The organism is Roseococcus sp. SYP-B2431, from assembly GCF_004336745.1.
Lineage (GTDB): Bacteria > Pseudomonadota > Alphaproteobacteria > Acetobacterales > Acetobacteraceae > Roseococcus.
This window is the reverse complement of record NZ_SJXD01000011.1, coordinates 936,747-960,341: the sequence shown is the minus strand read 5'-3', so window position 1 is coordinate 960,341 and position 23,595 is coordinate 936,747. Positions and strand designations below refer to the sequence as shown.

Here is a 23,595-nt window from a genome sequence, read left to right as displayed (position 1 = left end):
GAAGGCCGGGTGCGGGCAGCCTTGCTCGCCGGCGGCGACACCTCGGCGGAGAGGACGAAGTTGGCCAAAATCGCCGCGGACATCGAGGGCCACGTAGCGCGGTTCGCCCACCTCCGCGCCGAGGCCGAGGCAGCCCACGAGGACGGCATCCAGGCCGCCGCCGGGCAGATCGCGCGCGCAAGCCTTGAGAAGCTCCGCTTTTCCATGGCCCACGTGGCGGCTCCGCACCCCCCGATGGCGCTGCGAAGGGGCGCGCGATGACACCGGAGGAGCAAGACGCCGCATGGGCGGAAATGGAGGCGGACGCGGCAATGATCGGTCTGCGGTCTGCGGCTGAGCGCGCCCTGCGGGCCTTGGCGTGGGTCGCGCGCGCCGGCGGAGACATCGAACGCTCTCGCTACGACATGATCGCCTTCATTCGTGAAGCCGATGAACAAGCTCGCGCAATCCACGGCGATGCCTCCCTGCCCGGTGCGCAGACCAGGTTCGCCGGGCCCGCGCCCAGGGGGCTCGCATGACCGTCAAGGTCTATCGCCCCGCGATCGAGGTCGCGCTGTTCAGGATGGTCGCGCGCCGCGACGGTCGCGCCGAACGCTACTCGGGCGCTGCCCGGAAGATCGACCTCACGCCGTACCTGGGGGACAATTCCTCGATCAAGACGCTGAAGGGGCTCTACGAGGCCGCTGGCGGCTTCACGATCACCTTCCCCGACCAGCCCTACCCGGAAACGCTCGACACGATCGAAGCGATGATCGAGCCGATGGACCTGATCGAGATTCGCGCCGCACGCGAGCCCTGGCGCTACACCGGGCAGCCGCTGCCGCTCATCATGCGAGGCTGGGTCACGGATGTGGAACGGCCCAGGGGGATCGGCCAAGAGGGCACCCCGCAGCGGTCGGTCGTGGTGATGGGCCAGGACGCCGGCAAGCTCTTCCTCATCAACCAGGTCTTCTACGAGATCGCTTACCTCCAGGAGGTGCCCTTCCTCGACTTCTTCCGCATGCAGGCCGAGACCGGCATGGATGTGGCCATGCTGCCCGTGTCGGAGTTCATCACCCAGCTGACCGAGCGGGTGGTGAACCGGAAGGTCCGCGAGATGGCTGGCTTCTCCCAGCAGATCGTGCGCGAGTTCCGGGTGGACGCCACGGTCCACGAGGGAATTGCCGCGGCGAACGTCGCCGCCAATGTCCAGGGGACCATGTGGCAGATCGCGGAGCTCTTCGCAGACCGACCGTGGAATGAGCTGTTCATCGAGGACGAGGACGAGGAGGAGGGGCCGGTGGTGCGCTTCCGCCCGAACCCCTTCAAGGATGTCGAGGGCCGCCTGATCATGCGCGGCGCTGCCGATCCTAGTGCGGTGGAAGTGGACTCCGAGGCCATCGAACATATCCGCATGCGCCGCAGCGACCGGCAGGTGGCCAACTTCTTCTCGGTGCCCCCCGGCCCTTCCATGGAGTCCGGCGGCTTCGTGAACGTCCATAGCCTCCAGCAGGGCGAGCCACTGGACGACGAGCACGGGAATAACGATCCCGAGCTCTACGGCCGCCGGCGCATGCGGCAGGCGACCCGCCTGCTGCCCAGCGATCTCTCCACGCTGCCCGTGATGATGCCAGAGGAGGCCGACCGCCGCGCCGGGGCGCGCGACATAACCTTCTGGCACCTCGATAGGGCGAAGCGCCTGAAAGAGATGAACCGCGACAACGTGGTCTTCGAGGACGGCCATGCGCGGCTGCGCGGCTCGGAGGAACTGAAGATCGGCCGATATCTCCGCGTCACCGAGGGGGACGCGACGTGGGAGGCTTATATGACCCGCGTGTCGCACACCTTTGCGCCGCTCCAAACCTGGAAGACGGAGGTGACGCTCGACCGCGGCACCGGCTTCCTGGAGCGAACGAAGCGGACCACCAGCTCCTTCTTCGCCGAGACCGCCAACGGCCCCTACCGCTAGGCGCAGAGCGGACCTGTCTGCATCACCATCAACCCCAACTTGGAGATTTCCGTGACCACCATCGATGACATCCTGGTTCCTCCCGCCATCGCCGCCGCCGCGGATCACGTCGCGCGCGCCGAGACGGACCTCGCTGAGCACAGGCGCGTTGCAGCCCAGGCTCGCGCGGCAGATGACCAAATTCTGGGCCGTATCAGCGCGCTCGACGCACGCCGCGCCGCCATTGGCAGCCGCCGGTCCGAAGGCGAGGGCCGCGACAGCGACGCCGGCGAGTTGGAGCTGATTCGGCTGGACCGCGAGAGCCTGGAGGACATGCGCGGCGACGCATCCGCGATGGTGAATCGCACGCGAGCGGCCGAGCAGCAAGCCGAGCAGGTGCTGGCCGCTGCGCGCCAGGTACTGACGCGGGCGGAGACCGAGGTGGAGCAGGAGGAGTTGATCCGGCATGCCGAGAAGCTGGACGCGGCGCTGACCGAGACGATCGTGGAGCTCAACGCGCGCACGCGCACGCTCGGCGGGCTCCGCCCCGCGTGGAAACCCAGCGAGGCGCTCGCCGATCGCCTCCGCCGCCTCCAGATTGGCTCGCTGACGTGATGGCTGTGCGGCATGGAGGCGGCCCACCGGGGCACCAGCCCCTCAGCGCCGCCGCGCGCAAGCGCCTGCTCGCGCAACTCCAGGCGAAAGCGGATGGCGGTGACGTGGCGGCGAGCGAATCGTTGATCCGCCTGTCGTTCGAGAGGCAACAGGAGCGGGCTCGGGCCGCCGTTGCTGCTCGGCCGAGGAACGGGGGTAGGGTCTAGATGGCTCGGGTCCCCGATAGCCTGGAACGCGCCGCCTTCCGTGCTGAAGTGGTGGCGGCCGTCCTCACGGAAATCGAACTGGTCGGCGCCAAGGCGCTGTCCAAGAACGCCGTCGCGAAGCGCTTCGAGGGACGCGGCGCCAGTCCCTCCACGGTCTATCGGTGGGTCGATGCGGTTGTGAAGAGCGGCCGCGCCGGGCAGCACCTCGCCCGAAAGGTGAAGGACGCGGTGGCCGAGCGCGCCGCCCGCAGCCCCGACCCCGCCGCCGAAGCAGCCCGGGACGCCGCGACGAAGCTGCCGGTGGTGGTGACGCCCGATGACATCGCTGGCGGGGGCGGCACGGTCAACGTCATCGGCCGGCTCCAGGATTGCATCAAGGCGGCCGAAGATGTGATGCAGCACGCCAGGATCGACACCGGCGGCGTGCGGATGGCGAAGACCCTGCTGGCCGCCTCGGAGCACCTCCGCCACTGCCTGGAAACGTGCGGACGGCTGTACGAGGCCATGCGCGGCGTGGCCGAGGTGGACCGCTTCCACGCCGCCATCCTGGAGGAGGTAGCGCGCGAGAGCCCCGAGTGCGCAGAGCGGATCGCCCAGCGCCTCGCCCTCCTCTCCGGCGATTACGGCGCCTGATGACGCTCGGTCCGGACCTGCCCGAGCTCTTCCGCTGTGAGCGTCAGGGTGCGCGCCTGACGGTGCCGGCGTGCGCGAGGATGTGGCGATCGGCGCGTGAGACGCGGCCAGCTCCGTGGGAGTCGCGGCACCATTGCCTCGGCTGCCCGGTAGGGGCGGGCAACGCTGGCGAGAAGGTCGAAACCGTGGCCCTCGGGGCCGAGGAGTGGCGGCTGGTTTGCTGTCGATGTCTCCGCCGAGCTGAGCGGCTGATCCATCGGAAATTCTGCGTCTCCTGCTTCAACCGCGACCGCGAGGCCAGGATCGGGCGGAACGCAAAGGGACAGACGCCGCGCCTCGTCGCTCGCCTCCGCCCTATCTCCATCGTCGTCCCGCAGGCCGGCGCGGTCCGCACCGTCACGGAGGCGCGTGTATTGGGCGCATGGGAGATCATGGTGGCCATCGCCCGGCAGGCGACCGGGCCGGTGGCCTTCGGCGCTGCGCCCGGAAGCCTGGCGGCGCAGCCAGTGCAGGCGCAGTCCGCGCCGGACTAGTCCGCCTCACCGAGCACCTGGCGGGCCCGCGCGATCACAGCTTTGAGCTGACTGCGCTCCTCTGCCGCCCCCTGTAAAGGTCGCCGGCCTCGCGATCGGTCAGGATGGGCGGCCGCAGCTTGTCGAGCTCGGCGCACACAACCTCCAGGCGGTCCAGCGCCCCGGCCAGAATGCGCCGTTCCGCCGCCTCGGTTTCGGCCTCCAGTTCCGCTAGGCTCAGTAAGGTAGCGCGGACTTCGACACGGGCAGCGTCAGCGGCTTCGTCCAGCATGTCCGATCCTCGCGGCCAGCGCGGAATTGCGCCCGTTAGGTGGCAGGCCTGCCCAAGCCCTGTCGCCGAGGAGGCCTTCGGCAAGGCGGTGGAGGAAGACGTGCTGCGGGCCCTCGGGGCGCCCCAGGCTAATCCACCTCCGCCAGCTTGTGGCTGACATGGCGGTTCAGGCTGACCTTCGCCTCCTTCGCCTCGATCACGAGGCGCCGGTGGAGCTGCGGCGGCACCCGCACCATGAATTTGCCGGAGAACTGCTGCTCCGCGAGCGGCACGGGCGGCGCCTCGCCGTTGGCCACCATGTCCACCACTGTCTCTCGGATCAGCTTCCGCAGGCCCGCTAGAGCGGCGCCCGGATCGGCCGCCAGCCAGGACATGCTCGGAAATTCCGCGCAGGTCGCGACATGCTCCTGGTCCTCGGCGGACCAAGAGACGCGATAGGTGTAGTGATCCTGCCACTCCATCATCTCACTCCTTCTTGCCTTTGGCCCTGGCCTGGGCTTCGGCCAAATGGTCGATCGCCGCCAAGACCTGCCGCACCTGATAGACCTTCACGCCGCCGCCCTTGCCCGACTGGATATTCACCCTCGGATCGCCGGGCCACGGCGTCTTGAAGACGCAATGACTCGTTCCCTTCTGCCGCGGTGCGCCGAAATAGTGCTCGCAGACCGCCTTGAGCTCCGCGTAGCGGACGGTCTGAGGGGCGCTCCGCATCGCCGCCAGGGTGCGTTCGATCTTTGCCATCGCCGCCATCATATGACGACGGTGCGGGAGGTATCAATAGTGATACCTATTCTGGAGATTTCCGATCGGGTGTGGCTGCCCCGCATGGAGTCGATTCCGTCACCGCAGCGACCGTGCGCGCAGCGGCGGAGAGGGTGCGGAGGACGATGCGGCGGCTCGCGCAGGATCAGCAGTTCCGCGGCCCGGTTTGACCGGGATTCGGCGTGCCGAAGGCAAACCCTCGAACAAGAACCGTGCCAACTCGACCGGACAGAAAAGTGCGTAACGCCCTTAAAAGGCCGTTACAGCCTACGCGGCTTGGCTGTAACGGCGTCGCCGAAAACGACGTTACAGCGCCCGGACGTGGCCGCCGGCCTTGACGCCAGGACGCAGCGATTGGCAAGTTCTACGCGTGGGCTCCGTCCCGTGGAGCGCCAGTCGGCATGCTGCAACGACCGCCGCGCTCCCAACGCACCGCAGCGGCAGCTAATTGGGCGATTCGCCCAATAGCCGAGGTGCGACATGTCTTTCGAGATTTCTGATTGCGACGAGGACAGCGCCATCGCGCGCTGCCAGCATCGATACCGCATCAACGCGCGGGCCGATCTGAAAGCCAACGGTGTGAGCTGGCCGATAATCCCGGACCGCAGATGGGTCGCGGAGTCGGGCGAGGACGGCAGCTGGATTGTTTCCGCGTACGAAAGCCCAACCGCAATGTCAGCGGACAAGCCATCGCGAGATGGCGTATCGGCGGGCGGAGGCTTGTTCGCCTGGGCTGAGGCGGTGGGGAACCTCGTTACGGATGCGCTCCATCGACATGAAGCAGCGTTGCAAGGGGATGCTGAAACGCCACCCCCTTCTGACGCCGGGCGGGGGGCAGGAGATGCGCATCCTCGCCGAGCCGAATGCGAAGGGCGGTGGAGTCTAAGCAACCCCTTCGATTCTGGCACATCGCATGGTGAGGGCGCGGTCCGCATGCGCCAAACCGCGCCGGTGGGGTGCAATCCCGCACCCGTTCGGCGATGCTGCCGCCAGAGAAGCCGAGGGGAAGTGCATGGCCGGGCCAGGCCTACTGCGTCTGGCGCCGGTCGCGCTGGGCACACTGATCGTCCCGCTGGACAGCGCAGTGAATGTCGCCTTTCCCGCCATGGTCGCCGCCTTCGGCCTGACCGTGCCCGACATTCAATGGATCGTAATCTGCTACGTGCTGACTTATGGCAGCCTGATGCTGGTGGTCGGGCGCCTCGGTGACATCTTCGGCGACGCCCGCGTCTTCCGCTTCGGCCTGGCCTGGAGCGCGGTGTCCTACCTGCTCCTGACGGTGATACCGGGCTACGAGGCGCTGCTGGTCTGCCGAATTCTGCAAGGGATCGGGGCGGCGCTGGTGCTGGGCTGCGGCCCGGCGCTGGCGACCGTGCTGTTTCCCGAGACGATGCGTGCGCGCGCGCTAGCCGCCTATGCGGCGATGGTCGCCGCCGGGTCGACCCTCGGCCCGTTGGCCGGCGGCATGCTGGTCGAGGCCTTCGGCTGGCAGGCGGTCTATTGGTTCCGCGCGCCCTTCGCTCTGGCGGGGCTGCTGCTGTCCGTCCATCTGCCGGAAGCGTCGCGCTCTGGGCCGCGCGAGCCTTTCGACGCGCCGGGCGCGGTGCTGCTCGTTGCGGCGGTCGCCACCATCCTGCTGGTGGTGAACCGGGCGCCGGCGCCAGTTTCCCTGGTGCTTGCCGCTGCGGCGATCGCCTGCGCCGCCGGCTTCGTCTGGCGCAGCCAGCGCGCCCCGCGACCCATCATCGACCTTAGCCTGTTCCGCCGGCCGGGTTTCGTGGCGCTTAACGTGTCGAACGTGGTGCTGACCTTCGCGGGATTCGCCGTGATGCTTCTCGTGCCGTTCTACCTGGCGCGCATCACCGGGCTGGAGCCGGCGGCGCTTGGCCTCGTGCTCGCCACCAGCCCAGCCGGGGGCATGCTTGGCTCCTGGCTGGGCGGGAGGGCAGTGACGCGGCTCGGGTCGCGCACCGTGCTGGTTGTGGGCACGATGCTCAATGCAGCGGGGCTGCTGGGCATAGCAACCTGGAGCGCCGGCACCGCCGTGCCCCTGCTGATCGCGGCGCTTGCCGTGCAGGGCATTGGCCTCGGCCTGTTCACCCTCGCCTATACCGACCGGGTGACGGCAACGATGCGGCGGGAGGATCGCGGCGTCGCCGGCAGCCTCACCGTGCTGACCCGCACCTTCGGCGTGGTCGGCGCGGCGTCCCTCCTGACGCTGCTCCTCGGTGCGAGCGAGGCGGCGCTGCTGGCGCAGGGCCGGCCACCCACCGAGGCCTCCCTCACAGCCTTCGGCCGGGCCTTCATGTTGGCGGGGGTCTTGCCGTTGCTGGCGCTGCCCCTGCTGCTGCGCCAGCGCGGCTGACGCTGGAGAAGGTGCGGCACGATGCCGCACCTGGTGGCGGACAGCAGGAGCGCGACCAAGGCTTCCGCAAGACGGCGAATGAGTTCGGCGTATCCGAGAAGACCGTCAGGCTCTCTGAGACAATCGCTGGCCTGCCGCCGGATGTTTGCGACCAGGCGCGCGAGGAGGGGGTCGCAGATGCGCCTCCTTCAAGCCGCCGCGCCGGCACCCAGGCCCGTCCAGCCGGCCCACATACTCATTCTTCAGCCGCGAAATCGGCCCGCTCGGATTCCTCATAAGCTCACCAGTCCGGGTTCCGCGCCGTGCCGTACATCATGTGGATAAGTCGCGGAGCGCGGCCTTTCGTCTAGCAGTGGCCAATCTCCGGTAGTCAGAAGACATTGCAATCAATGACCGTTCATCTTTTTTCCTCATCATCAAGGCGCAGTGCGTGCAGGCAAGTGACGACAGTAATGGGAGCGCCGTTGACGAGATAAACCCGCGCGATGAGACTGCCATTATGGGAGATGTTCGGGATAAGGCCCCTGGCGGCGCAAGCCAAGCAGCAGCCCTTGTGGGCGTCGCTCCACGCTCGTCATGGACAACTCATCGTCCTCCCAGTCGGTCTTCAGGGCCGACCTGGGCATGGCTCGTCGGCTTCGCCGTCATCGTCCTCGCCACGCTGATCGGCGGCCCCATGGCCATTGAGGAGGCGAAGAATCCCTGCATCGCGGTGGAACTCAGGGCCCTCCGCGTGACGGCGGCCCGAAACCATCCCGGCTCGATGGACGCGCCTTTGACGAGAGCCTTCGCTGAGGCTCTCTGGCGCGAACTCGCCACGGGCAGGGTGGCGACCGCCTTCGCCAAGTCCAAAGCCGAATTTTTGCCGTCCGGCCTGACCTGCGGTGGTCAGTACGTACTGAGCCTCTTCCGGCCGGGCACGCTGGACATCGTGCAGGGCATCGCACGGTCGCCGCGGACGGTGGCGAGAGAGTCAGCACCGCGACCGGCGCCATCTCCACCCTACCAGACGCCACCGGCAGCGCTGCCCGTGGCGCCGGTGGGCGCGTCACCAATGCCACCATCACTGCCCGGGCAGTCAGCGAGGGGGGATACGATGCCGTCTGACCGGCTGCCACAGGAGCGCAGTCAATCCGTGCTCGGAACGCTGGAACGGCTGCGCAAGGCTCAGGCTGAGCAGCAGGCACCGGCGGCCCGAAGCGGCTCATCACCGCAGAGCTCGGCGCCGATCGGCGTCATGAACCTGACCGCAGCCGAGCGCGCTCGCATCGCCGACAGGATCGGCGAATGCTGGGCCATGGATGCCGGAGCGCCCAACATCCAGAGCATCGTGGTTGAGCTTCGCGTGCAGCCGGATGCCGGCGGCGTGGTGCGCCAAGTGCTACCCAACGACTCGGTGCCCGACGATCCGAGGGCGCGGATGGTCTATGAGGCCGCCCGGCGCGCCCTTCTCGATCCGCGATGCAGCCCGCTACCCCTACCCCGCGAGAGGCTTGAGGCGCTACGGAGCACCGTCTTCCGCTTCAATCCACGAGAACTCGGCCTCCGATGACTGGTAATCAGTTCACATAGGAAAATGCGTTGCCCGTTGGGACGGGAAAGCGGTAGGAGGCGCCGTCGAGGTTCTAACCGAGGGAGGCAGAGATGCAGATTTCAATACACAGCACGCTGCCAAGCCAATGGTCCAGACCCGCAACTGGCCGAGGACGATACGGCGCATAGCCGCCGGCTATCGCCTGTGATCCCGGGCGTCCTCCTTCGCTGAAGGCTCCGCCTGCTTCCCAGAATATCTCGACCGAAGTCCCGTCGCGTCCGCGGCGGGCAGGACATTCCCATGGACCTTGATCGCATCGTGGCTGGCGCCTTGGCCGGCCATCGTTCCTCCCTCATCACGCTCGCGGTGCACCGTCTCGGCTGGTCCAGGCCCGACGTGGCCCTGATCGGTCGCGGCGATCCCGCCGCCATCGCACGACTGCAAGAGGAGGCCCGTCGCCTGGTCGCGCCCCGCTGCGCGCCGCCTGTCGAGCCCATCATCATCGGCGACCACAACGAACAGACCGTGGCGCAGCTTCGCCGTTGCCTGGACCATGACGACGCGGTGGCGGGTGCGATCTGCGCGGACGGCCATCTCGGCTACTCCCAGCCGGTCGGCGGCGTGGTGGCTTATCGCGAGCACATCAGCGTCTCCGGCGTCGGCTTCGACATCGCTTGCGGCAACCTCGCCGTCCGGACGGACATGCCCTTTCGCGAGGTGCAGCCGCGAATCGATGCCGTACTCGACGCTGTGAGCGCGCGCATCTCCTTCGGCGTGGGCCGCGTGAACGACGAGCCGGCGGAGCATCCACTCTTCGATGACCGCGACGCCTGGCTCGCCGCCGACGCCATGCCGATGTTCCCGGCCGCCCGGAAGCAGCTCGGCACGGTCGGCGCCGGGAACCATTACGTGGACCTGTTCCGCGAGGTGAAGGAGGGCGTGGACGAGGCCGACAGTCCGGTGTGGATCGGCATCCATTTCGGCTTGCGCGGCCTGGGTCATCGGCTGGCCACGCAATACCTCAAGCGTGGCGGGGGCCGCGACGGCATCGATGTGAAGCCGACGCTGCTGCACCAGGACGGCGACCTCGGCAGGGGCTACCTCGCCGCGATGGAGCTGGCCGGGCGCTATGCCTATGCAGGCCGTGAGTGGGTGGCGGCCACGGTGCTGGACATCCTCGGCGCCGGAGAGCTGGACCGCGTGCACAACCACCACAACTTCGCCTGGCGCGAGGAGGTGGCAGGCGCGCCGGCCTGGGTGGTGAGCAAGGGCTGCACCCCGGCCTTCCCGGGTCAGCGCGGTTTCGTCGGCGGCTCGATGGGCGACGACGCGGTGACCTTGGAGGGCGTCGAAGGGCCGGAGGCCGAGGCGCTGCTGTCCTCGACGGTCCGTGGCGCAGGCCGGGTGATGGGGCGACGGGCGGCGCTGCGCGAGTTCACGCGGGCGCAGATGGAGGAATGGCTGGGCGGCCTGGGTGTGCGGCTGTGTGGCGGCGATCTGGACGAGAGTCCGATGGCCTACCGCCGGCTGCCGGAGGTGCTGAAGCTGCACGCGGCGAGCATTCGTATCCTGCACCAGCTCAGGCCCTTCGGCGTCGTCATGGCGGGCTCAGAGGTCTTCGATCCGTTCAAAGACTGACGGCCGACTTATTGGGCGGCGGGATTTTGCGAAATGGGTCCGCATAGGGTCCGCACATCCGAAGAGTGAGAGTTCTGAGGTCTCGTTTGGTGATTCCGAAAACGCCGAATTGTTCAATGAAATCAAAATGGTGCCCAGGGGCGGAATCGAACCACCGACACTGCGATTTTCAGTCGCATGCTCTACCAACTGAGCTACCTGGGCGCCGTTGGGTGGGCGGGTGATAACGGAGTGGCGAGGGAGTGTCCAGCCACCCTCAGCGCCCTTCCTCCTGATCCTCCGGATCGACCGCCGGCACCGTGTAGGTCTCGCTGAGCCAGCGCCCCAGATCTACCTGGCGGCAGCGTTCCGAGCAGAAGGGATGGGCGGTTTTCCGACCCTTCTCGCGCGGCGCCGCGGGCTTGCCGCAGATCGGGCAGCGCGGTTCAGGCATCGGCGATCTCCTCCTGCGCCGCCGCCCGCAGCGCGATCGGCCGCCCCGCCCCCGCGGCGAACTCCGCCAGCGACTCGGGCATCGCCTCCAGGGCCGCGAGCACCGCCGGGGAAGCGCACAGGGCCAGGTGCCGCGCCGGCGCCAGCGCGGCCTCGCGCGCCGCCCGGCGCAGCAGTCTCAGCCCACGCGCCAGAGCGCGATCCTCCAGCACCTCGTGCAGGGGAGGGTGGATTCGCGCCCGCCGCAACTCGAACAGCCCGAGCGGCCCCATCCCGAGCAACTGCGTCAGCCCATCCGGCCCCAGCGCGGCCTTCAGCGCTGGCTCCAGTGCCGTCCGCTGCTTCACGGACAGCCCCGCGAGGTCCAGCAGGATCGGCCCCGCCAGGTCGCGCAGCCGGAGCTGCCGCACGAACTCCACGATGGCGATGCGGTTCACCTCGCGCGGATCGCCGCCGCCCGAATCGACGTCGACGGCCGTCAGCGCGGCGACGGGCGAGAAGATCAGCCGGCCGCCCCCCGGCAGCGCCCAGTCCGGCGCATGCAGGCGCTCGACCTCGTCCTCGATCGCGCCATCAAAGGCCTCGCCCTGGCGAATCCGGGAGGAGCCCGCCAGCGCCCGCCGCAGCCGCGCGACCTCGGCGGCGTCGTCGGCGATCACCACGGCCTGCGGATGCGCCAGCGCCCAGCGCAGCGCGGCATCCGGCCCCGCCTCGATGACGCTGTCCTGCGGCAGGCGCGCGGTCACGCGCTTGCCCTTGCCGCCCTGGGCGGCCCGGGTGACGCGCAGGGTGAGGGTAGTGCCCTCCGGCGGGATGCGGCGGCCCTCGGTGTCCCCTTCCGGGAGGAAGCCGGTCTCGCCGTCGGGCAGGGCCACGAAGGCGCCGGAAAGGGCCGGCATCGCCGCGACAATCCGTCCGCGCAGCACGTCGCCCACGCCGTCGGGCCGGCAGGGCCGCTCCAGCCGATAGCCGTCCAGCTCGCCGTCGCGCAGCAGTGCCACGCGCCGCTCGCCGGGCGAGCGCGAAAGCCGGATCTCGATCATGGCCTTAGCCACCCGCAGCCCCGCAGCAGCTGGGCCGTCTCGAAGAGCGGCAGGCCGACCACGTTGGAATGGCTCCCGGACAGGAAGCGCACGAACATCTCGGCCGAACCTTGCAGCGCATAGCCGCCCGCCTTGCCGCGCCATTCGCCGCCGGCGACATAGGCCGCGACCTGCTGGTCCGTCAGCCGCTGGAAGGCGAGCACCGTCGTCACCAGCCGCTTCGCCAGGCGCCCGTCCGGCCGGCGCAGCACGACGCCGGTATGCACCTGGTGCCGCCGGCCCGAGAGCAGATGGAGAAAGCGCGCGGCCTCGGCCTCGTCCGCCGGCTTGCCGAGGATACGGCGTCCCACGCCCACCACGGTGTCGGCCGCCAGCACCAGCCCCTCCGGACCGGCGGCGGCTTCGGCCTTGGCAGCGGCGAGGCGCGCGGCCAGCTGGCGCGGCAGCTCGTCGCGGCGGGGCGTCTCGTAGATGTCGGTGGGGGCCACGCGATCCGGCGTCACGCCGATACGGGCCAGCAATTCGATCCGGCGCGGACTTGCCGAGGCCAGGACCAGGGGCAGGCGCTCCCCGCCGCCGGGGGTCACTTGGATCGGCCCAATTACTTGAAGCGGAAGGTGATACGGCCCTTGGTCAGGTCGTAGGGCGTCATCTCGACGTTCACGCGGTCGCCGGCGAGCACCCGAATGCGGTTCTTGCGCATCTTCCCCGAGGTGTGGGCGAGGACCATGTGCTCGTTGTCGAGCTTCACGCGGAACATGGCATTGGGCAGGAGTTCAACGACCTGGCCGCTGAACTCGATCATATCCTCTTTCGACATTCTTATCCTTATCAGGGCTTAGAAGGCTTCGCGGCGTGCGGGATCGCGCCGCGGGCAGGCCCCGGCACGGGCGAGCGTGAAATGCGCCCTCCACCCCGCAAGGTCAAGTTTGCGCATCCGCTCGCGAATGGCAGGCGATGCCGGTCGATGCGGAAAGCGTGAGCCCCGTGCGAGTTCCGCTACGGTCGGAGCTGGCAGGATGGGCGAGAGTATTTACTTTTACGGTAGAAATTCGATTTAAGATCAATTATTCTGTATATATTTGCTGAATTGGAACGACATATTTCTACGCGATGCTGAATGTTGGATGTTTCAACTATGCAATTATTAAGATCGCAAAATACTTGAATGCATAATTTTCAATTGAAATAATTGCGAAAGGTTGGAGAGAAGAAAGAAGCCGAAATGTCGGGTCATGGATCTCGTCCGCCCCTTCGAAAAGAAGTGCGCGAGGGCTTTCAGCGGAGTGGCGCCAGGAAATTCCCGGTCGGCCGCTTCGGCCGCATGTTTCCCCTGGAGCTCGAAAAGCCGCCGCCGGCATCGGAGGATGCGCTCAAGAAGCTCGCCGATTCGATGATCGATCAGCGGCCTGCGGGCGAGAACAACAACAGGAACATTCCGGCCGGCTACACCTATCTCGGCCAGTTCATCGACCATGACATCACCTTGGACCTCACCTCGCTGACCGAGGCCGACCGCGATCCGGTCGGCGAACTCAATTTCCGCACGCCTCAGCTCGAGCTGGACAGCGTCTATGCGACCGGCCCGAACGGCGATGCCTCGCCCCATCTCTTCGAGAGGATGACGCCAGGCGCGCTGCTGATCGGCCGCACTGGGCCGGGAGGGCCGATCGGCGATCCCTCCGTGAAGGGAGGGCTGCCCTTCGACCTGCCGCGCAACACGCAGGGGCTCCCCCTCATCGGCGATGCGCGCAACGACGAAAACCTCCTGGTCTCGCAGACCCATCTGGCCTTCCTCAAGTTCCACAACGCCGTCCTGGCGCATGAGGGCAGGGGCGACTTCGACGAGACGCGCAGGCTGGTGCGCTGGCACTACCAATGGATCGTGCTGAACGACTTCCTCGACCGCATAATCGACTACAACGACGTCCACGACGTGCTGACGAACGGCCGCCGCTTCTACCTGCCGGAAACCCAGAGCGACTACGGCCAGGCCTATATTCCGGTCGAATTCTCCGGCGCCGCCTACCGGCTGGGCCATTCGATGGTGCGCTCCACCTACAACCACAACCGCGCCTTCAACGACGCCAACCCGCAGTTCAAGGCCGACTTCACGGCGCTCTTCCACTTCACCGGGAAGTCCGGCGGGATCATCGGGAACCTGCACGAGGGCCCGGCCATGACGCCGGAGGCGATGAAGGCCGTCGCCGACAAGCTGGGCCTCCTGCTGCCCTTCGTCTTCCCCGACCTGCCCGGCGACTGGATCATCGACTGGCATCGCTTCTACGAGCTCGGTGCGCCCAAGGCCGTGCCGCCTGGCGCCACGCCCCAGGACAACAAGTTCTTCCTCAACCATGCCCGCCTCTTCGATCCGTTCCTGGTCCGCGAGCTTCACGCCCTGCCGCGCGGCGGCGGCTCCCTGCCGCTGCGCAACCTCCAGCGCGGCTATCGCCTGGAATTGCCGAGCGGGCAGGCCGCGGCCCGCCACATGTCCGTCCGGGTCATGACCGAGGCGGAGATCACCAGCGGCCCGGACGGGGCGGCGCTGAAGGCGATCGGCCTGCACAAGGCCACGCCGCTCTGGTACTACATCCTCAAGGAGGCCCAGATTCACGGGAACGGCGGCAATCGCCTCGGGCCGGTGGGCAGCCGCATCCTGGCCGAGGTCTTCTTGGGCCTGCTGCAGACCGATCCGCAGTCCTTCTTCTCCAGCCCGGGCTGGAAGCCGAGCCTTCCCTCGGCATCCCCGGGCACCTTCACGATGCCGGACCTGCTGCGCTACGTAGCCTCGAAGGAGCCGGGCTTCCTGGACCCGATCAACGAGCCTGCGAACCACGGCTGAGGCAGGGCAAGGCCGCCCGCGCGTTCCTGTTGCCTTCCTGTGCCGCGCGGGGCTCATATGGGCGCGACAACAGCGCCGAAGGGCGCCAGGGAGGATAGGATGAGCCAGAACCTGGCCATGACCGTGAACGGCCGCAATGTCACCGTCACGGTGGACGATCCCGAGATGCCGCTGCTCTACGCGCTCCGCAACGAGCTCGGCCTGACGGGGCCGCATTTCGGCTGCGGCCTCGGCCAATGCGGCGCCTGCACCGTGCATCTCGACGGGGAGGCCGCGCGCAGCTGCGTGACGCCGGTCGCCTCCGCCGCCGGGAAGACGATCGTCACGCTGGAGGGTCTCGGCACGCCCGAGCGCCCCCACAAGCTTCAGCAGGCCTTCATCGCCGAGCAGGCCGTCCAGTGCGGCTACTGCGCCAACGGCATGATCATGCAGTCCGCCGCCTTCCTGGCGAGGACGCCGCGCCCCACGGAGGCGCAGGTCAAGGAGGAGCTGGTCAACAACATCTGCCGCTGCGGCACTCATCCGCGCGTCGTGGCCGCCGTGATGCGCGCCGCGGCGCAGGGCTGAGGGAGGGCAACGATGAACGCCATCAACATGAATCGCCGCTCCTGGCTCAAGGCCAGCGGCGCGCTGGTCGTCGGCTTCGCGGCCGGCGGCCTTCCCAATCCGGCCGCCGCCTGGACGGAAAAACCCGTCGCAGGCGACCAGGTCGCCGCCTTCCTGGCGATCGACCAGGAGGGCAAGGTCACCGTCTATATCGGCAAGGTCGATCTCGGGACCGGGGTTCGCACCGGCTTCATGCAGATCGCCGCCGAGGAGCTGGACGTCCCGCTCTCCCGCGTCCGCGTGATCGAGGGCGACACGGCGCTGACGCCGGACCAGGGCGCCACCTATGGCTCGCTCTCCATCCAGGTGGGGGGCGTGGCCCTGCGCGCCGCCGCGGCCACCGCCCGGCGCGAGCTGCTGTCGCGCGCGGCCGATCGCCTCGGCGTGCCCGTTGCCGGGGTGGGGGTCGAGGATGGCGTGGTGGTCGCGCCCACCGGCCGCGTCTCCTATGCCGAGCTGGTCCGCGCCGGCGGGCTGGAGCTGAAGGTGGATCCGGCCGCGCCGATCAAGCCGCCCAATGCGCGCCGCATCGTCGGCCGCGAGATCCCGCGCGTGGACATCCCCGACAAGGTCTTCGGCCATGCGGGCTACGTCCACGACTTGAAGGTCGAGGGCATGCTGCACGGCCGCCCGGTCCGCCCGCCGCGGATGGGCGCCGTGGCCGAGGCCGTGGACGAAGCCAGCGTCGCGCATATCCCCGGCATCGTCCGCGTGGTGCACCAGGGCGCCTTCGTGGGCGTGGTGGCGGAGAACGAGTGGTCCGCCATCAAGGCTGCGCGCGACCTCAAGGTGCGCTGGTCCGCCTGGGCCGGCCTGCCCGACCAGACGAAGATCTGGGAGCATGTCCGCGCCAGCCAGGTCGCCCAGGTGCAGGTGACGCAGGAGCGCGGCGACCCCGCTGCCACGATGACCGGCGCGGCCAGGCGCATGTCCGCGAGCTACGACTTCGCCATCCACACCCATGGCTCCATGGGCCCGTCCTGCGCCGTCGCGGAGTTCAAGGACGGCCGGCTGACGACCTGGTCCGCCAGCCAGGCCACGCACAACCTGCGCAAGCAGCTCGCGATGATGCTGGCCATGCCGGTGGAGCAGGTGCGCTGCATCTATCTCGAGGGGGCCGGTTGCTATGGCCGCAACGGCCACGAGGACGCCGCCGCCGATGCGGCGCTGCTCGCCAAGGCCGTCGGGCGGCCCGTCCGCGTGCAGTGGATGCGCGCGGACGAACATGGCTGGGATCCCAAGGGCCCGCCGCATCTCGTCGACCTGCGCGCGGGGCTCGATGCCGCCGGCAACATCGTCGGTTGGGAGAGCGAGGCCTTCATCCCCAAGGGGGCGGGCGGCAATGTGGACCTGACCGCCGCCGAGCTTTCCGGCCTGCCGCGTGAATCCCTCCAGAGCCCCGGCAACATCGTCCACAACCTGGCGCTGCCCTATGCGCTGCCGGCGGTGAAGACCACCTGCCATCGCCTGGAGACCACGCCCTTCCGCCCGAGCTGGATCCGCACGCCCGGGCGCATGCAGAACACCTTCGCCAATGAATCCTTCCTCGACGAATGCGCGGCCGAGGCGAAGGTCGATCCGATCGACTACCGCCTGCGGATGCTGCCGCCCGAGGAGACCCGCGGCCGCGAGGTGCTGGAGCGCGTGGCCCGGCTCGCCAATTGGCAGAAGCGCCCCAGCCCGCAACGCGAGCTAGCGGGCGAATGGGTCACCGGCCGCGGCGTCACCTACTGCAAGTACGAGCTGGTCCGCACCTATATCGCCGGCGTGGCCGAGGTCTCCGTGAATCGCGGCACGGGCGAGATCCGCGTCACGCGCTTCTTCTGCACGCATGACTGCGGCCAGATGATCAACCCCGGCGGGGTGCGGACGCAGGTGGAGGGGAACATCATCCACACCCTCAGCCGCACCCTCTTCGAGGAGCTGACCTACGACCGCGGCGCCGTCACCAGCCTCGACTGGGGCAGCTACCGCGTCATCGCCTTCCCGGAGGTGCCGCAGATCACCGTCGAGCTCATCGACCGCCCCGCCGAGGCGCCCTGGGGCGCGGGCGAGCCGGCGGCGGCGATCGTGCCCTCGGCCGTCTCCAATGCGGTCTTCGACGCGACGGGGGTGCGGATGCGCTCGGTGCCCTTCCTCCCCGCCAAATTCAAGGCGGCGGCGCAGAGCACCTGACCATCGCGCCCGGCCCATAGGCCCGCCGGGGCAACCCGAAGGGCCGCTGCGGCATTTTCCATCCGGCAGACCACACCGGATGGAGAATATCGCATGGCACGCAAGACGATCATGGCGCTCGGCGCCCTCTGCGCCCTCTCGGGCGCGGCGCTCGCGCAACAACCCGTCAGCTTCCGCTGGGCCTCGGGCTACGGCCAGGGCGTGCTGCAGGCGATGATCCGCTCGGCCGACGAATCCTATATCGCTTTCAACTGCTCCGTCGGCCAGTTCCAGCAGGGGCCGACCATCTCGGTCCAGGCGCATGGCCGCTCGCTGGACGGTCCCAAGACCCTGCAGCTGGTCGTGGACGGGCGGAGCTATTCCATGCCGCTGCTCAACGGCGTGGTGAACGGCAGCCAGCGGGGCTCGGGCGTGCACGAATCCGCTCGGGCCATCTCCGCCAGCGGCGCCCAGAGCTTCGTGGCCGAGGTTCCGGAGATCAACTGGCGGCAGGAATTCTCGCTGGGCAATGCGCGCAACGTCCTGCTCGAGCCCTCCGGCGGCACGATCGTCGAGCGCTGCGCGCCGGGCTGAGCAAGGCGGGGGGCGCGGCCCCCCGGGCCGCGGGACTACTTGAGGTGGGCGGCGATGTACTTGTTCATCTCGAACATGGTCACCTTGTCCTTGCCGAAGACCTTCTTGAGCTTGTCGTCGGCCAGGATCTCCCGCTTGTTCTCGGGGTTCTGAAGGTTGTTGGACTTGATGTAGGTCCACATCTTCGAGACCACCTCGCCGCGCGCGATCTTCTCGGAGCCCACGACGGCGCCGAGCTCGGCCGAGGGCGTCAGCGGCTGCTGCAAGGCGTTCGGCTTGCCCGACGGCGCGGCCTTGTCGGCCTTGCCGCCCTTGGCGGGCGCCGTCTTCTTGGCGGGGGCGGCGGCCTTCTTGGCCGGGGCCTCCTTGGCCTTCGGGGCCGGCTTCTTCTCTGGCGTCTTGCTGGGCATCGACTCGCTCCGGGTTGGTTGAGATGGCGCCGGGCCGGCGAGGCACCGAATCCCGAGAACCGCTAACGTCCCCGGAATGCCATTGTTTCACGTGCCGCGAGAAGAGGAATCTCCTCGATTCGCAACGGAAATGCTGGCCTGCCCGGCCGGGGCCGGCAATCGAATTCGCCGCGCGGCGCATTTCCGTCCAGGATCACCGGCGATGCTCCTCGCCCTCGCCGTGCTCGCCTCCCAGGTCGCGACCATCATCCGCGTGCTGCTCCGGCCGCATCGCGACCCGGCCTCGCGCATCTCCTGGATCGCCGTGATCCTGGCCGTTCCGGTCGTGGGCGTGCTCGGCTACATCCTGCTGGGAGAGACCAGCATCGGCCGCCGCCGCATCGCCCGCCTGCGCCGCGCGCTGGAGGCGCTGCCCCCGCCGGCCGAGACGCCCGCGCCCGAGATCCCCGCGCGCCACCAGCCGCTGTTCCGGGTGGGCCGCTCCATCAGCGGCTATCCGCCGATCGGCGGCAACACGGCCCGGCTGCTCGCGGATTCCGACGCCGCCATCCAGGCGCTGGTCGCGGACATCCACGCCGCGACGGAGCATGTCCACCTGCTCTTCTACATCTGGCTGCCGGACCGCAACGGCAGGCGCGTGGTCGAGGCGGTCTGCCGGGCGGCGCGGCGTGGTGTCGCCTGCCGCGTGCTGGTGGACGACATCGGCTCGAAGCACCTCGTGCGCAGCCCGCATTGGCTGGCGATGGCGGCAGCGGGCGCCGCGCTCTCGCGGGCGCTGCGCGTGGGCTTTCCGCTGCTGCGGCCGCTCAACGGCCGCATCGACCTGCGCGACCACCGCAAGCTGGCCGTGATCGACAACCGCATCGCCTGGTGCGGCAGCCAGAACTGCGCCGACCCGGAATTCCGGGTGAAGGCGCGATTCGCGCCCTGGGTGGACATGATGATGCGCTTCGAGGGGCCGGTCGCGCTGCAGAACCAGCACCTCTTCGCCAGCGACTGGGCCGCCTGGCGTGGCGAGCATCTGGGCGCGCTGCTGCTGGATCCGCCCGCCTTCGCCCCGGAGGGCTTCGCGGCGCAGGTGATCGCGAGCGGGCCCACGGTGCGGAACTCCGCGATGCCCGAGATTTTCCAGACGCTGATCTACGGCGCGCGGCGCGAGCTCACCGTCACCACGCCCTATTACGTGCCGAACGGCGCGCTGCATGCGGCGCTCTGCGCGGCGGGCTATCGCGGCGTGGCGGTGACGCTGGTGCTGCCCGCGCGCAACGACAACTGGGCGGTCGCGGCCGCGAGCCGGAGCTATTACGCCGACCTGCTGGAGGCCGGCGTGCGGCTGCTGGAATACCGGGACGGGCTGCTGCACGCGAAGACGCTGACCCTGGACGGCGAGGTGACGCTGATCGGCTCGGCCAATATGGACCGGCGCAGCTTCGACCTGAACTATGAGAACAACATCCTGTTCTGCGACGCCGCGACGACCGGCGAGGTGCGGGGGCGGCAGGAGAGCTACATCGCCGCGAGCCGGGCGGTGACGCCCGGCGAGGTGGCGGCCTGGCCGGCCTGGCGGCGGCTGTGGAACAACATGGTCGCGGTGCTCAGCCCGGTGCTTTAGGGAAAGCGAGAAGGACCGCGAAAGCCCGCGGAACCACGGCGTCCATCCTCCACTGGTCGGCGGGCGGCCGAACACCATGTAGAAACCAGGATCCACGGCATCGGGCCGCGCTCCGCCTGCGTCAGTGGACACCCGCTTCCGCGAGGATCTGCAGCGCAAGGGCGATCTGATGAGGGGGCATCATCAGGTCCGCCCGCCCGAGATCGACCGCGGCGCTGGGCATGTCGGGGAAGGCGGCCGAGCGCGGATGCTGGACCAGCGTCGCCCCGCCCGCGCGCCGGAGCGCCGCTATGCCGGCCGCACCATCCCACATCATCCCGCTCAGGATCACGCCGATGGCATGGCGCCCCAGGACGGAGGCCACGCTCGTCAGGAACAGGTCGACCGAGGGCCATCCGAGCCGGGGCTTGGGCCCGGGCACCACCTCCAGCCGGCCATCCATCTGCAGCACGAGGTTGGCGCCGGCCGGCGCGACGAGCACGGTCCCCGAGCGCGGCAGCTCGCCCGATACGACCCAGCGGCAAGGCAGTTGCGAGCGGAAGTTCAGGACCTCCGGGAGACGGCTGCGCAGATCGGCTCCGAGGTGATGCACGACCACGATCGGGATGGGAAAGTCGGCGGGCAATCCGGAAAGGACGTCCCTCAGCGGCGCCAGGCCGCCGGCGGAGGCCCCCAGCACGACCAGGCGGAACGGAACGAGAGCGGCGACTACGACAGGGTCTGCGAGGCCGCTCATCTGTACGGATACTAACATTGGACGGCGACGGGGCGCCATCCCGCTGCAATGCTGCCTTCGGGGGTAGCTCGATGACCGACGGCCATGGGGGCGCAGGCCCTCGCGAGAACGCTCTTCTGGCGGGGCTTCCGGCATCGGAGCGTCAGCTGATCCGGGAAGCGTTGGAGCGGGTTCCGCTGACCCTGAAACTTACGCTCGAGGGGCCGGACCTGCCTGCGTCCCACCTCTGGTTCCCGACGAGCGGCGTCGCCTCCATGGTGAACGACATGGAGGACGGATCCGTGGTCGAGGTGGCGACGATCGGAAGGGAGGGCATGGTCGGCCTGCCGATCGTCTTCGATGCGGAGCAGAACGCCCAGCGGGTCTTCGTCCAGGTGATGGGTGAGGCGGACCGGCTGTCAGCCCTGGACTTTCGCCGCCTTCGCGACCGCCTGCCGGCTCTGGAGCGACTCCTGGCGCGCTACTCCTTGTCGCTGATGAGCCAGATCGCCCAGGGGAGCGCCTGCAACCGGCTCCACCCCATCGAGGCGCGGTGCGCGCGCTGGCTCCTGCAGACCCATGACCGGGTCGACGGCGACAGCTTCCTGCTCACGCACGAGTTCCTGGCGCAGATGCTCGGCGTCACCCGTCCCAGCGTGACCATCGCCGCGGGAATCCTGCAAAGGGCGGGCCTGATCAGCTATGCCCGCGGCGTCGTCGACATTCTCGATCGGGAGAAGCTGGAGGCGGCGTCCTGCGAATGCTACGAAGTCATCAACCGTGAATTCCGCCGGCTGGTCGGCCCGCCGCGTTCGGGCTGAAGAAGCGGCCAGAATGCGATCGGCTCGCCGGATCAGGCAGCGGGAATGCTCGATGGCCTGCCGGGCTCCGGCGATGACGAGGTGATCGTAGGCGCGGTCGGTGTGCCTGATCGGCGGGGGGAATCGGCAAAGTCGGTCCATTCCCCGAAACTGGCGGCAATTGCCGGCGCTGTCGGTTCGCTGGCAGACGGAACCCACGGGATACCGATGAGGACCGGCATGCGGAGCGGACGGGCGAGGCCGATGGCTCGCTCATGCCAGTCTCCCGCGGCCGATCTTGCGTAGAGCCAAGCTCGATCTCTGGTAGAATTGGATCGCCAGCCTGATCTGATCGAGTCTCGCACTCTCGCGGGGCCCGGCCCGCGGAGTGATTGAATTGGCGCAGCATCGCAGCGCCTGTGTCTTCGAGGGCCCCTGATGCGATGCAATCGTGAGTTGCGAGACGCTTTCGACGCGGTGTCCCTATTTCTTACACCGGATCATTCTCTGGCATGTTTAGCGGCATGACAGTCGCATTCGGCCAGCCTGCGGGCCGGTAGGTTGATGCAGGCTCCGCGCGCGCCGAGAGCCGGCTCACCCCCGCACCTGCATCTCCGCCAGCCGCACCGCGACGCTCGCCGCATGCGCGCCCAGACCCTCCGCCTCCGCCAGCTTCACCGCCGCCGGGCCGATCGCCCGCAGCCCATGCGGCTCGGCCTGCACCCAGGTCGTGCGCTTGAGGAAGTCGTAGACGGAAAGCCCCGACGAGAACCGGCTGCTTCGCCCGGTCGGCAGCACGTGGTTCGGCCCGGCCACATAGTCGCCGATCGCCTCGGGCGTGTGCCGCCCCAGGAAGGCCGCGCCCGCATGCCGGATCCTGCCGAAGACCGCGCGCGGATCGTCCAGCATGATCTGCAGATGCTCGGGCGCGAGGCGGTTGGCCAGGGCGCAGGCCTCGTCCCAGTTCCGTACCAGGATCACCGCGCCGTGCCGCGCCCAGCTCTCGCCGGCGATGGCGCGGCGGGGCAGGGTGGCGAGCGCCGTCTCCACCGCGCGGATCACCGCATTCGCGAAATCCGCGTCGTCGGTGATGAGGATGGATTGCGCGGCCTCGTCATGCTCGGCCTGGGCCAGCAGGTCCATGGCGACATGGGCGGGGTCGTTGGTCGCGTCGGCCAGCACCAGCACCTCGGAAGGCCCGGCGATGCTGTCTATGCCGACGCGGCCGAAGACCTGGCGCTTGGCCTCGGCCACATAGGCGTTGCCGGGGCCGACGATGCGGTCCACCGGCGCGATGCTCTCCGTGCCCCAGGCCAGCGCGGCCACGGCCTGCGCCCCGCCGGCGCGCCAGATCTCGGCCACGCCCGATCGGCGGGCCGCGGCCAGCACCAGCGGGTTAAGCACGCCGCCCGGCGTGGGAACGACCATGGCCACGCGCTCCACGCCCGCCACGCGCGCGGGAATGGCGTTCATGAGCACGGAGGAGGGGTAGGCCGCCTTGCCGCCCGGCACGTAGAGGCCGACCGCGTCCAGCGCGTTCCAGCGCATCCCCAGCGCCACGCCGTCCGTGCCGGGAAGCTCGATGTCGGCGGGCAGCTGCGCGCGGTGGAAGGCCTCGATGCGCGTCGCGGCGGTGTCGAGCGCCGCCATCAGCGCCGGCTCGATGCCGGCCGCGGCGGCGTCGATCTCGTCCGGCGTCACGCGCAGCGCGGCGATGCCGGCCGGCGCCCAGCCGTCGAAGCGCGCGGTGAGGCGCAGCAGCGCCGGGTCGCCCCCGGCCTTCACCTCGGCGATGATGGCGGAGACGGCGCCGTCCACGCGCGCGGTGGTCTCGCGGGCGTCGTTCAGCAGGGCTTCAAAGCGCGCCTCGAAGCCGGCCTGGGCGGTGGAGAGGATCTCCATG

At 69.0% G+C, this 23,595-nt stretch carries 25 protein-coding genes and 1 tRNA gene; 15 read left to right on the top strand and 11 right to left on the bottom strand.

Translation table 11 applies throughout. From position 1 onward, the window contains the following. Positions 1 to 60: 60 nt before the first annotated feature. The 6 genes from EJV46_RS05895 (at position 61) to EJV46_RS05870 (ending at position 3,914) form a co-directional block, all read left to right on the top strand. The gene (locus EJV46_RS05895) at positions 61 to 261 is read left to right on the top strand and encodes a hypothetical protein (RefSeq protein WP_131547637.1); all 201 of its coding nucleotides are present in this window, start codon (positions 61 to 63) and stop codon (positions 259 to 261) included. After that, positions 258 to 518: a hypothetical protein gene (locus EJV46_RS05890; protein WP_131547636.1), complete on the top strand. Its 261-nt coding sequence runs from the start codon at positions 258 to 260 to the stop codon at positions 516 to 518. Before EJV46_RS05895 ends, EJV46_RS05890 begins: the two co-directional genes overlap by 4 nt. Then, positions 515 to 1,948, top strand: a complete 1,434-nt coding sequence (locus tag EJV46_RS05885) for a hypothetical protein (protein ID WP_131547635.1) — start codon at positions 515 to 517, stop codon at positions 1,946 to 1,948. The genes EJV46_RS05890 and EJV46_RS05885 overlap by 4 nt, the downstream gene beginning before the upstream one ends. A 51-nt stretch (positions 1,949 to 1,999) precedes the next feature. Then, positions 2,000 to 2,542 carry a hypothetical protein gene (locus EJV46_RS05880; protein ID WP_131547634.1) on the top strand — a complete coding sequence of 181 codons (543 nt, stop codon included), beginning with the start codon at positions 2,000 to 2,002 and terminating at the stop codon, positions 2,540 to 2,542. A 206-nt stretch (positions 2,543 to 2,748) separates the two neighbouring features. Then, complete coding sequence (locus EJV46_RS05875; protein WP_131547633.1) at positions 2,749 to 3,381, top strand: hypothetical protein; 633 nt, start codon at positions 2,749 to 2,751, stop codon at positions 3,379 to 3,381. After that, positions 3,381 to 3,914, top strand: coding sequence for a hypothetical protein (locus tag EJV46_RS05870; protein ID WP_131547632.1), 534 nt, complete (start codon positions 3,381 to 3,383; stop codon positions 3,912 to 3,914). Before EJV46_RS05875 ends, EJV46_RS05870 begins: the two co-directional genes overlap by 1 nt. A gap of 34 nt (positions 3,915 to 3,948) precedes the next feature. Here EJV46_RS05870 and EJV46_RS05865 read toward each other — a convergent pair whose 3' ends face one another. The 3 genes from EJV46_RS05865 to EJV46_RS05855 all read right to left on the bottom strand — a co-directional run bounded on the left by EJV46_RS05865 (position 3,949) and on the right by EJV46_RS05855 (position 4,926). After that, positions 3,949 to 4,185 (bottom strand): hypothetical protein, encoded by a 237-nt coding sequence (locus tag EJV46_RS05865; protein WP_131547631.1) that lies wholly within the window; start codon positions 4,183 to 4,185, stop codon positions 3,949 to 3,951. A 128-nt stretch (positions 4,186 to 4,313) separates the two neighbouring features. Continuing rightward, positions 4,314 to 4,646 (bottom strand): type II toxin-antitoxin system HicB family antitoxin, encoded by a 333-nt coding sequence (locus EJV46_RS05860; protein ID WP_131547630.1) that lies wholly within the window; start codon positions 4,644 to 4,646, stop codon positions 4,314 to 4,316. 4 nt (positions 4,647 to 4,650) lie between these two features. Then, positions 4,651 to 4,926, bottom strand: a complete 276-nt coding sequence (locus tag EJV46_RS05855) for a toxin HicA (protein WP_131548048.1) — start codon at positions 4,924 to 4,926, stop codon at positions 4,651 to 4,653. A gap of 1,033 nt (positions 4,927 to 5,959) precedes the next feature. On the opposite strand from EJV46_RS05855, the gene EJV46_RS05850 reads away from it, so the two are divergent. The 3 genes from EJV46_RS05850 to EJV46_RS05840 all read left to right on the top strand — a co-directional run bounded on the left by EJV46_RS05850 (position 5,960) and on the right by EJV46_RS05840 (position 10,484). Beyond that, positions 5,960 to 7,312 carry an MFS transporter gene (locus EJV46_RS05850; RefSeq protein WP_165585359.1) on the top strand — a complete coding sequence of 451 codons (1,353 nt, stop codon included), beginning with the start codon at positions 5,960 to 5,962 and terminating at the stop codon, positions 7,310 to 7,312. 676 nt (positions 7,313 to 7,988) lie between these two features. Beyond that, positions 7,989 to 8,864: a hypothetical protein gene (locus tag EJV46_RS05845; RefSeq protein ID WP_131547628.1), complete on the top strand. Its 876-nt coding sequence runs from the start codon at positions 7,989 to 7,991 to the stop codon at positions 8,862 to 8,864. Between the two features lie 282 nt (positions 8,865 to 9,146). Then, on the top strand, positions 9,147 to 10,484 hold the full coding sequence (locus EJV46_RS05840; RefSeq protein WP_131547627.1) for an RtcB family protein: 1,338 nt from the start codon (positions 9,147 to 9,149) through the stop codon (positions 10,482 to 10,484). A 128-nt stretch (positions 10,485 to 10,612) separates the two neighbouring features. Here the strand turns inward: EJV46_RS05840 and EJV46_RS05835 are convergent. The 5 genes from EJV46_RS05835 to infA all read right to left on the bottom strand — a co-directional run bounded on the left by EJV46_RS05835 (position 10,613) and on the right by infA (position 12,779). Then, positions 10,613 to 10,688 (bottom strand) — tRNA-Phe (locus tag EJV46_RS05835). 52 nt (positions 10,689 to 10,740) lie between these two features. Continuing rightward, positions 10,741 to 10,917 (bottom strand): DNA gyrase inhibitor YacG, encoded by a 177-nt coding sequence (locus EJV46_RS05830; protein WP_131547626.1) that lies wholly within the window; start codon positions 10,915 to 10,917, stop codon positions 10,741 to 10,743. Further along, entirely contained in the window at positions 10,910 to 11,959 is a 1,050-nt protein-coding gene (locus tag EJV46_RS23460) for a ribonuclease E/G (RefSeq protein WP_131547625.1), read from the bottom strand. Before EJV46_RS23460 ends, EJV46_RS05830 begins: the two co-directional genes overlap by 8 nt. After that, positions 11,956 to 12,546: a nucleoside triphosphate pyrophosphatase gene (locus EJV46_RS05820; RefSeq protein ID WP_131547624.1), complete on the bottom strand. Its 591-nt coding sequence runs from the start codon at positions 12,544 to 12,546 to the stop codon at positions 11,956 to 11,958. The genes EJV46_RS23460 and EJV46_RS05820 overlap by 4 nt, the downstream gene beginning before the upstream one ends. Before the next feature lie 14 nt (positions 12,547 to 12,560). Beyond that, positions 12,561 to 12,779: a translation initiation factor IF-1 gene (gene infA, locus EJV46_RS05815; protein WP_007003972.1), complete on the bottom strand. Its 219-nt coding sequence runs from the start codon at positions 12,777 to 12,779 to the stop codon at positions 12,561 to 12,563. Between the two features lie 444 nt (positions 12,780 to 13,223). Here infA and EJV46_RS05810 point away from each other — a divergent pair, with 444 nt between their 5' ends. The 4 genes from EJV46_RS05810 to EJV46_RS05795 all read left to right on the top strand — a co-directional run bounded on the left by EJV46_RS05810 (position 13,224) and on the right by EJV46_RS05795 (position 18,155). Next, positions 13,224 to 14,801, top strand: coding sequence for a heme peroxidase family protein (locus EJV46_RS05810; protein WP_165585358.1), 1,578 nt, complete (start codon positions 13,224 to 13,226; stop codon positions 14,799 to 14,801). Between the two features lie 99 nt (positions 14,802 to 14,900). After that, entirely contained in the window at positions 14,901 to 15,368 is a 468-nt protein-coding gene (locus EJV46_RS05805; RefSeq protein ID WP_131547622.1) for a (2Fe-2S)-binding protein, read from the top strand. Between the two features lie 12 nt (positions 15,369 to 15,380). Beyond that, a complete protein-coding gene (locus EJV46_RS05800) occupies positions 15,381 to 17,582 on the top strand; it encodes a xanthine dehydrogenase family protein molybdopterin-binding subunit (protein ID WP_131547621.1) in 2,202 nt (733 codons plus the stop codon). A gap of 93 nt (positions 17,583 to 17,675) precedes the next feature. After that, positions 17,676 to 18,155 carry a hypothetical protein gene (locus tag EJV46_RS05795; protein WP_131547620.1) on the top strand — a complete coding sequence of 160 codons (480 nt, stop codon included), beginning with the start codon at positions 17,676 to 17,678 and terminating at the stop codon, positions 18,153 to 18,155. A 35-nt stretch (positions 18,156 to 18,190) separates the two neighbouring features. Here EJV46_RS05795 and EJV46_RS05790 read toward each other — a convergent pair whose 3' ends face one another. Continuing rightward, positions 18,191 to 18,565 (bottom strand): SWIB/MDM2 domain-containing protein, encoded by a 375-nt coding sequence (locus EJV46_RS05790; RefSeq protein ID WP_131547619.1) that lies wholly within the window; start codon positions 18,563 to 18,565, stop codon positions 18,191 to 18,193. Positions 18,566 to 18,767: 202 nt separating this feature from the next. On the opposite strand from EJV46_RS05790, the gene cls reads away from it, so the two are divergent. Next, positions 18,768 to 20,177, top strand: coding sequence for a cardiolipin synthase (gene cls / locus EJV46_RS05785; protein WP_131547618.1), 1,410 nt, complete (start codon positions 18,768 to 18,770; stop codon positions 20,175 to 20,177). A gap of 121 nt (positions 20,178 to 20,298) precedes the next feature. Here cls and EJV46_RS05780 read toward each other — a convergent pair whose 3' ends face one another. Further along, the gene (locus tag EJV46_RS05780; protein ID WP_165585357.1) at positions 20,299 to 20,913 is read right to left on the bottom strand and encodes a chemotaxis protein CheB; all 615 of its coding nucleotides are present in this window, start codon (positions 20,911 to 20,913) and stop codon (positions 20,299 to 20,301) included. Positions 20,914 to 20,984: 71 nt separating this feature from the next. On the opposite strand from EJV46_RS05780, the gene EJV46_RS05775 reads away from it, so the two are divergent. Beyond that, positions 20,985 to 21,713, top strand: a complete 729-nt coding sequence (locus EJV46_RS05775) for a Crp/Fnr family transcriptional regulator (protein ID WP_131547616.1) — start codon at positions 20,985 to 20,987, stop codon at positions 21,711 to 21,713. A 573-nt stretch (positions 21,714 to 22,286) separates the two neighbouring features. Here the strand turns inward: EJV46_RS05775 and hisD are convergent. Beyond that, complete coding sequence (gene hisD / locus EJV46_RS05770; protein WP_131547615.1) at positions 22,287 to 23,594, bottom strand: histidinol dehydrogenase; 1,308 nt, start codon at positions 23,592 to 23,594, stop codon at positions 22,287 to 22,289. Position 23,595 lies beyond the last annotated feature (1 nt).

What these genes read in the sequence shown, in the direction of transcription:
- EJV46_RS05890 (WP_131547636.1), top strand. Translation starts at nt 258, where the DNA reads ATGACACCGGAGGAGCAAGACGCCGCATGGGCGGAAATGGAGGCGGAC.
- EJV46_RS05885 (WP_131547635.1), top strand. Translation starts at nt 515, where the DNA reads ATGACCGTCAAGGTCTATCGCCCCGCGATCGAGGTCGCGCTGTTCAGG.
- EJV46_RS05875 (WP_131547633.1), top strand. Translation starts at nt 2,749, where the DNA reads ATGGCTCGGGTCCCCGATAGCCTGGAACGCGCCGCCTTCCGTGCTGAA.
- EJV46_RS05870 (WP_131547632.1), top strand. Translation starts at nt 3,381, where the DNA reads ATGACGCTCGGTCCGGACCTGCCCGAGCTCTTCCGCTGTGAGCGTCAG.
- EJV46_RS05865 (WP_131547631.1), bottom strand. Translation starts at nt 4,185, where the DNA reads ATGCTGGACGAAGCCGCTGACGCTGCCCGTGTCGAAGTCCGCGCTACC.
- EJV46_RS05860 (WP_131547630.1), bottom strand. Translation starts at nt 4,646, where the DNA reads ATGGAGTGGCAGGATCACTACACCTATCGCGTCTCTTGGTCCGCCGAG.
- EJV46_RS05855 (WP_131548048.1), bottom strand. Translation starts at nt 4,926, where the DNA reads ATGGCAAAGATCGAACGCACCCTGGCGGCGATGCGGAGCGCCCCTCAG.
- EJV46_RS05850 (WP_165585359.1), top strand. Translation starts at nt 5,960, where the DNA reads ATGGCCGGGCCAGGCCTACTGCGTCTGGCGCCGGTCGCGCTGGGCACA.
- EJV46_RS05845 (WP_131547628.1), top strand. Translation starts at nt 7,989, where the DNA reads ATGGCCATTGAGGAGGCGAAGAATCCCTGCATCGCGGTGGAACTCAGG.
- EJV46_RS05840 (WP_131547627.1), top strand. Translation starts at nt 9,147, where the DNA reads ATGGACCTTGATCGCATCGTGGCTGGCGCCTTGGCCGGCCATCGTTCC.
- EJV46_RS05830 (WP_131547626.1), bottom strand. Translation starts at nt 10,917, where the DNA reads ATGCCTGAACCGCGCTGCCCGATCTGCGGCAAGCCCGCGGCGCCGCGC.
- EJV46_RS23460 (WP_131547625.1), bottom strand. Translation starts at nt 11,959, where the DNA reads ATGATCGAGATCCGGCTTTCGCGCTCGCCCGGCGAGCGGCGCGTGGCA.
- infA (WP_007003972.1), bottom strand. Translation starts at nt 12,779, where the DNA reads ATGTCGAAAGAGGATATGATCGAGTTCAGCGGCCAGGTCGTTGAACTC.
- EJV46_RS05805 (WP_131547622.1), top strand. Translation starts at nt 14,901, where the DNA reads ATGAGCCAGAACCTGGCCATGACCGTGAACGGCCGCAATGTCACCGTC.
- EJV46_RS05800 (WP_131547621.1), top strand. Translation starts at nt 15,381, where the DNA reads ATGAACGCCATCAACATGAATCGCCGCTCCTGGCTCAAGGCCAGCGGC.
- EJV46_RS05795 (WP_131547620.1), top strand. Translation starts at nt 17,676, where the DNA reads ATGGCACGCAAGACGATCATGGCGCTCGGCGCCCTCTGCGCCCTCTCG.
- EJV46_RS05790 (WP_131547619.1), bottom strand. Translation starts at nt 18,565, where the DNA reads ATGCCCAGCAAGACGCCAGAGAAGAAGCCGGCCCCGAAGGCCAAGGAG.
- cls (WP_131547618.1), top strand. Translation starts at nt 18,768, where the DNA reads ATGCTCCTCGCCCTCGCCGTGCTCGCCTCCCAGGTCGCGACCATCATC.
- EJV46_RS05780 (WP_165585357.1), bottom strand. Translation starts at nt 20,913, where the DNA reads ATGAGCGGCCTCGCAGACCCTGTCGTAGTCGCCGCTCTCGTTCCGTTC.
- EJV46_RS05775 (WP_131547616.1), top strand. Translation starts at nt 20,985, where the DNA reads ATGACCGACGGCCATGGGGGCGCAGGCCCTCGCGAGAACGCTCTTCTG.
- hisD (WP_131547615.1), bottom strand. Translation starts at nt 23,594, where the DNA reads ATGGAGATCCTCTCCACCGCCCAGGCCGGCTTCGAGGCGCGCTTTGAA.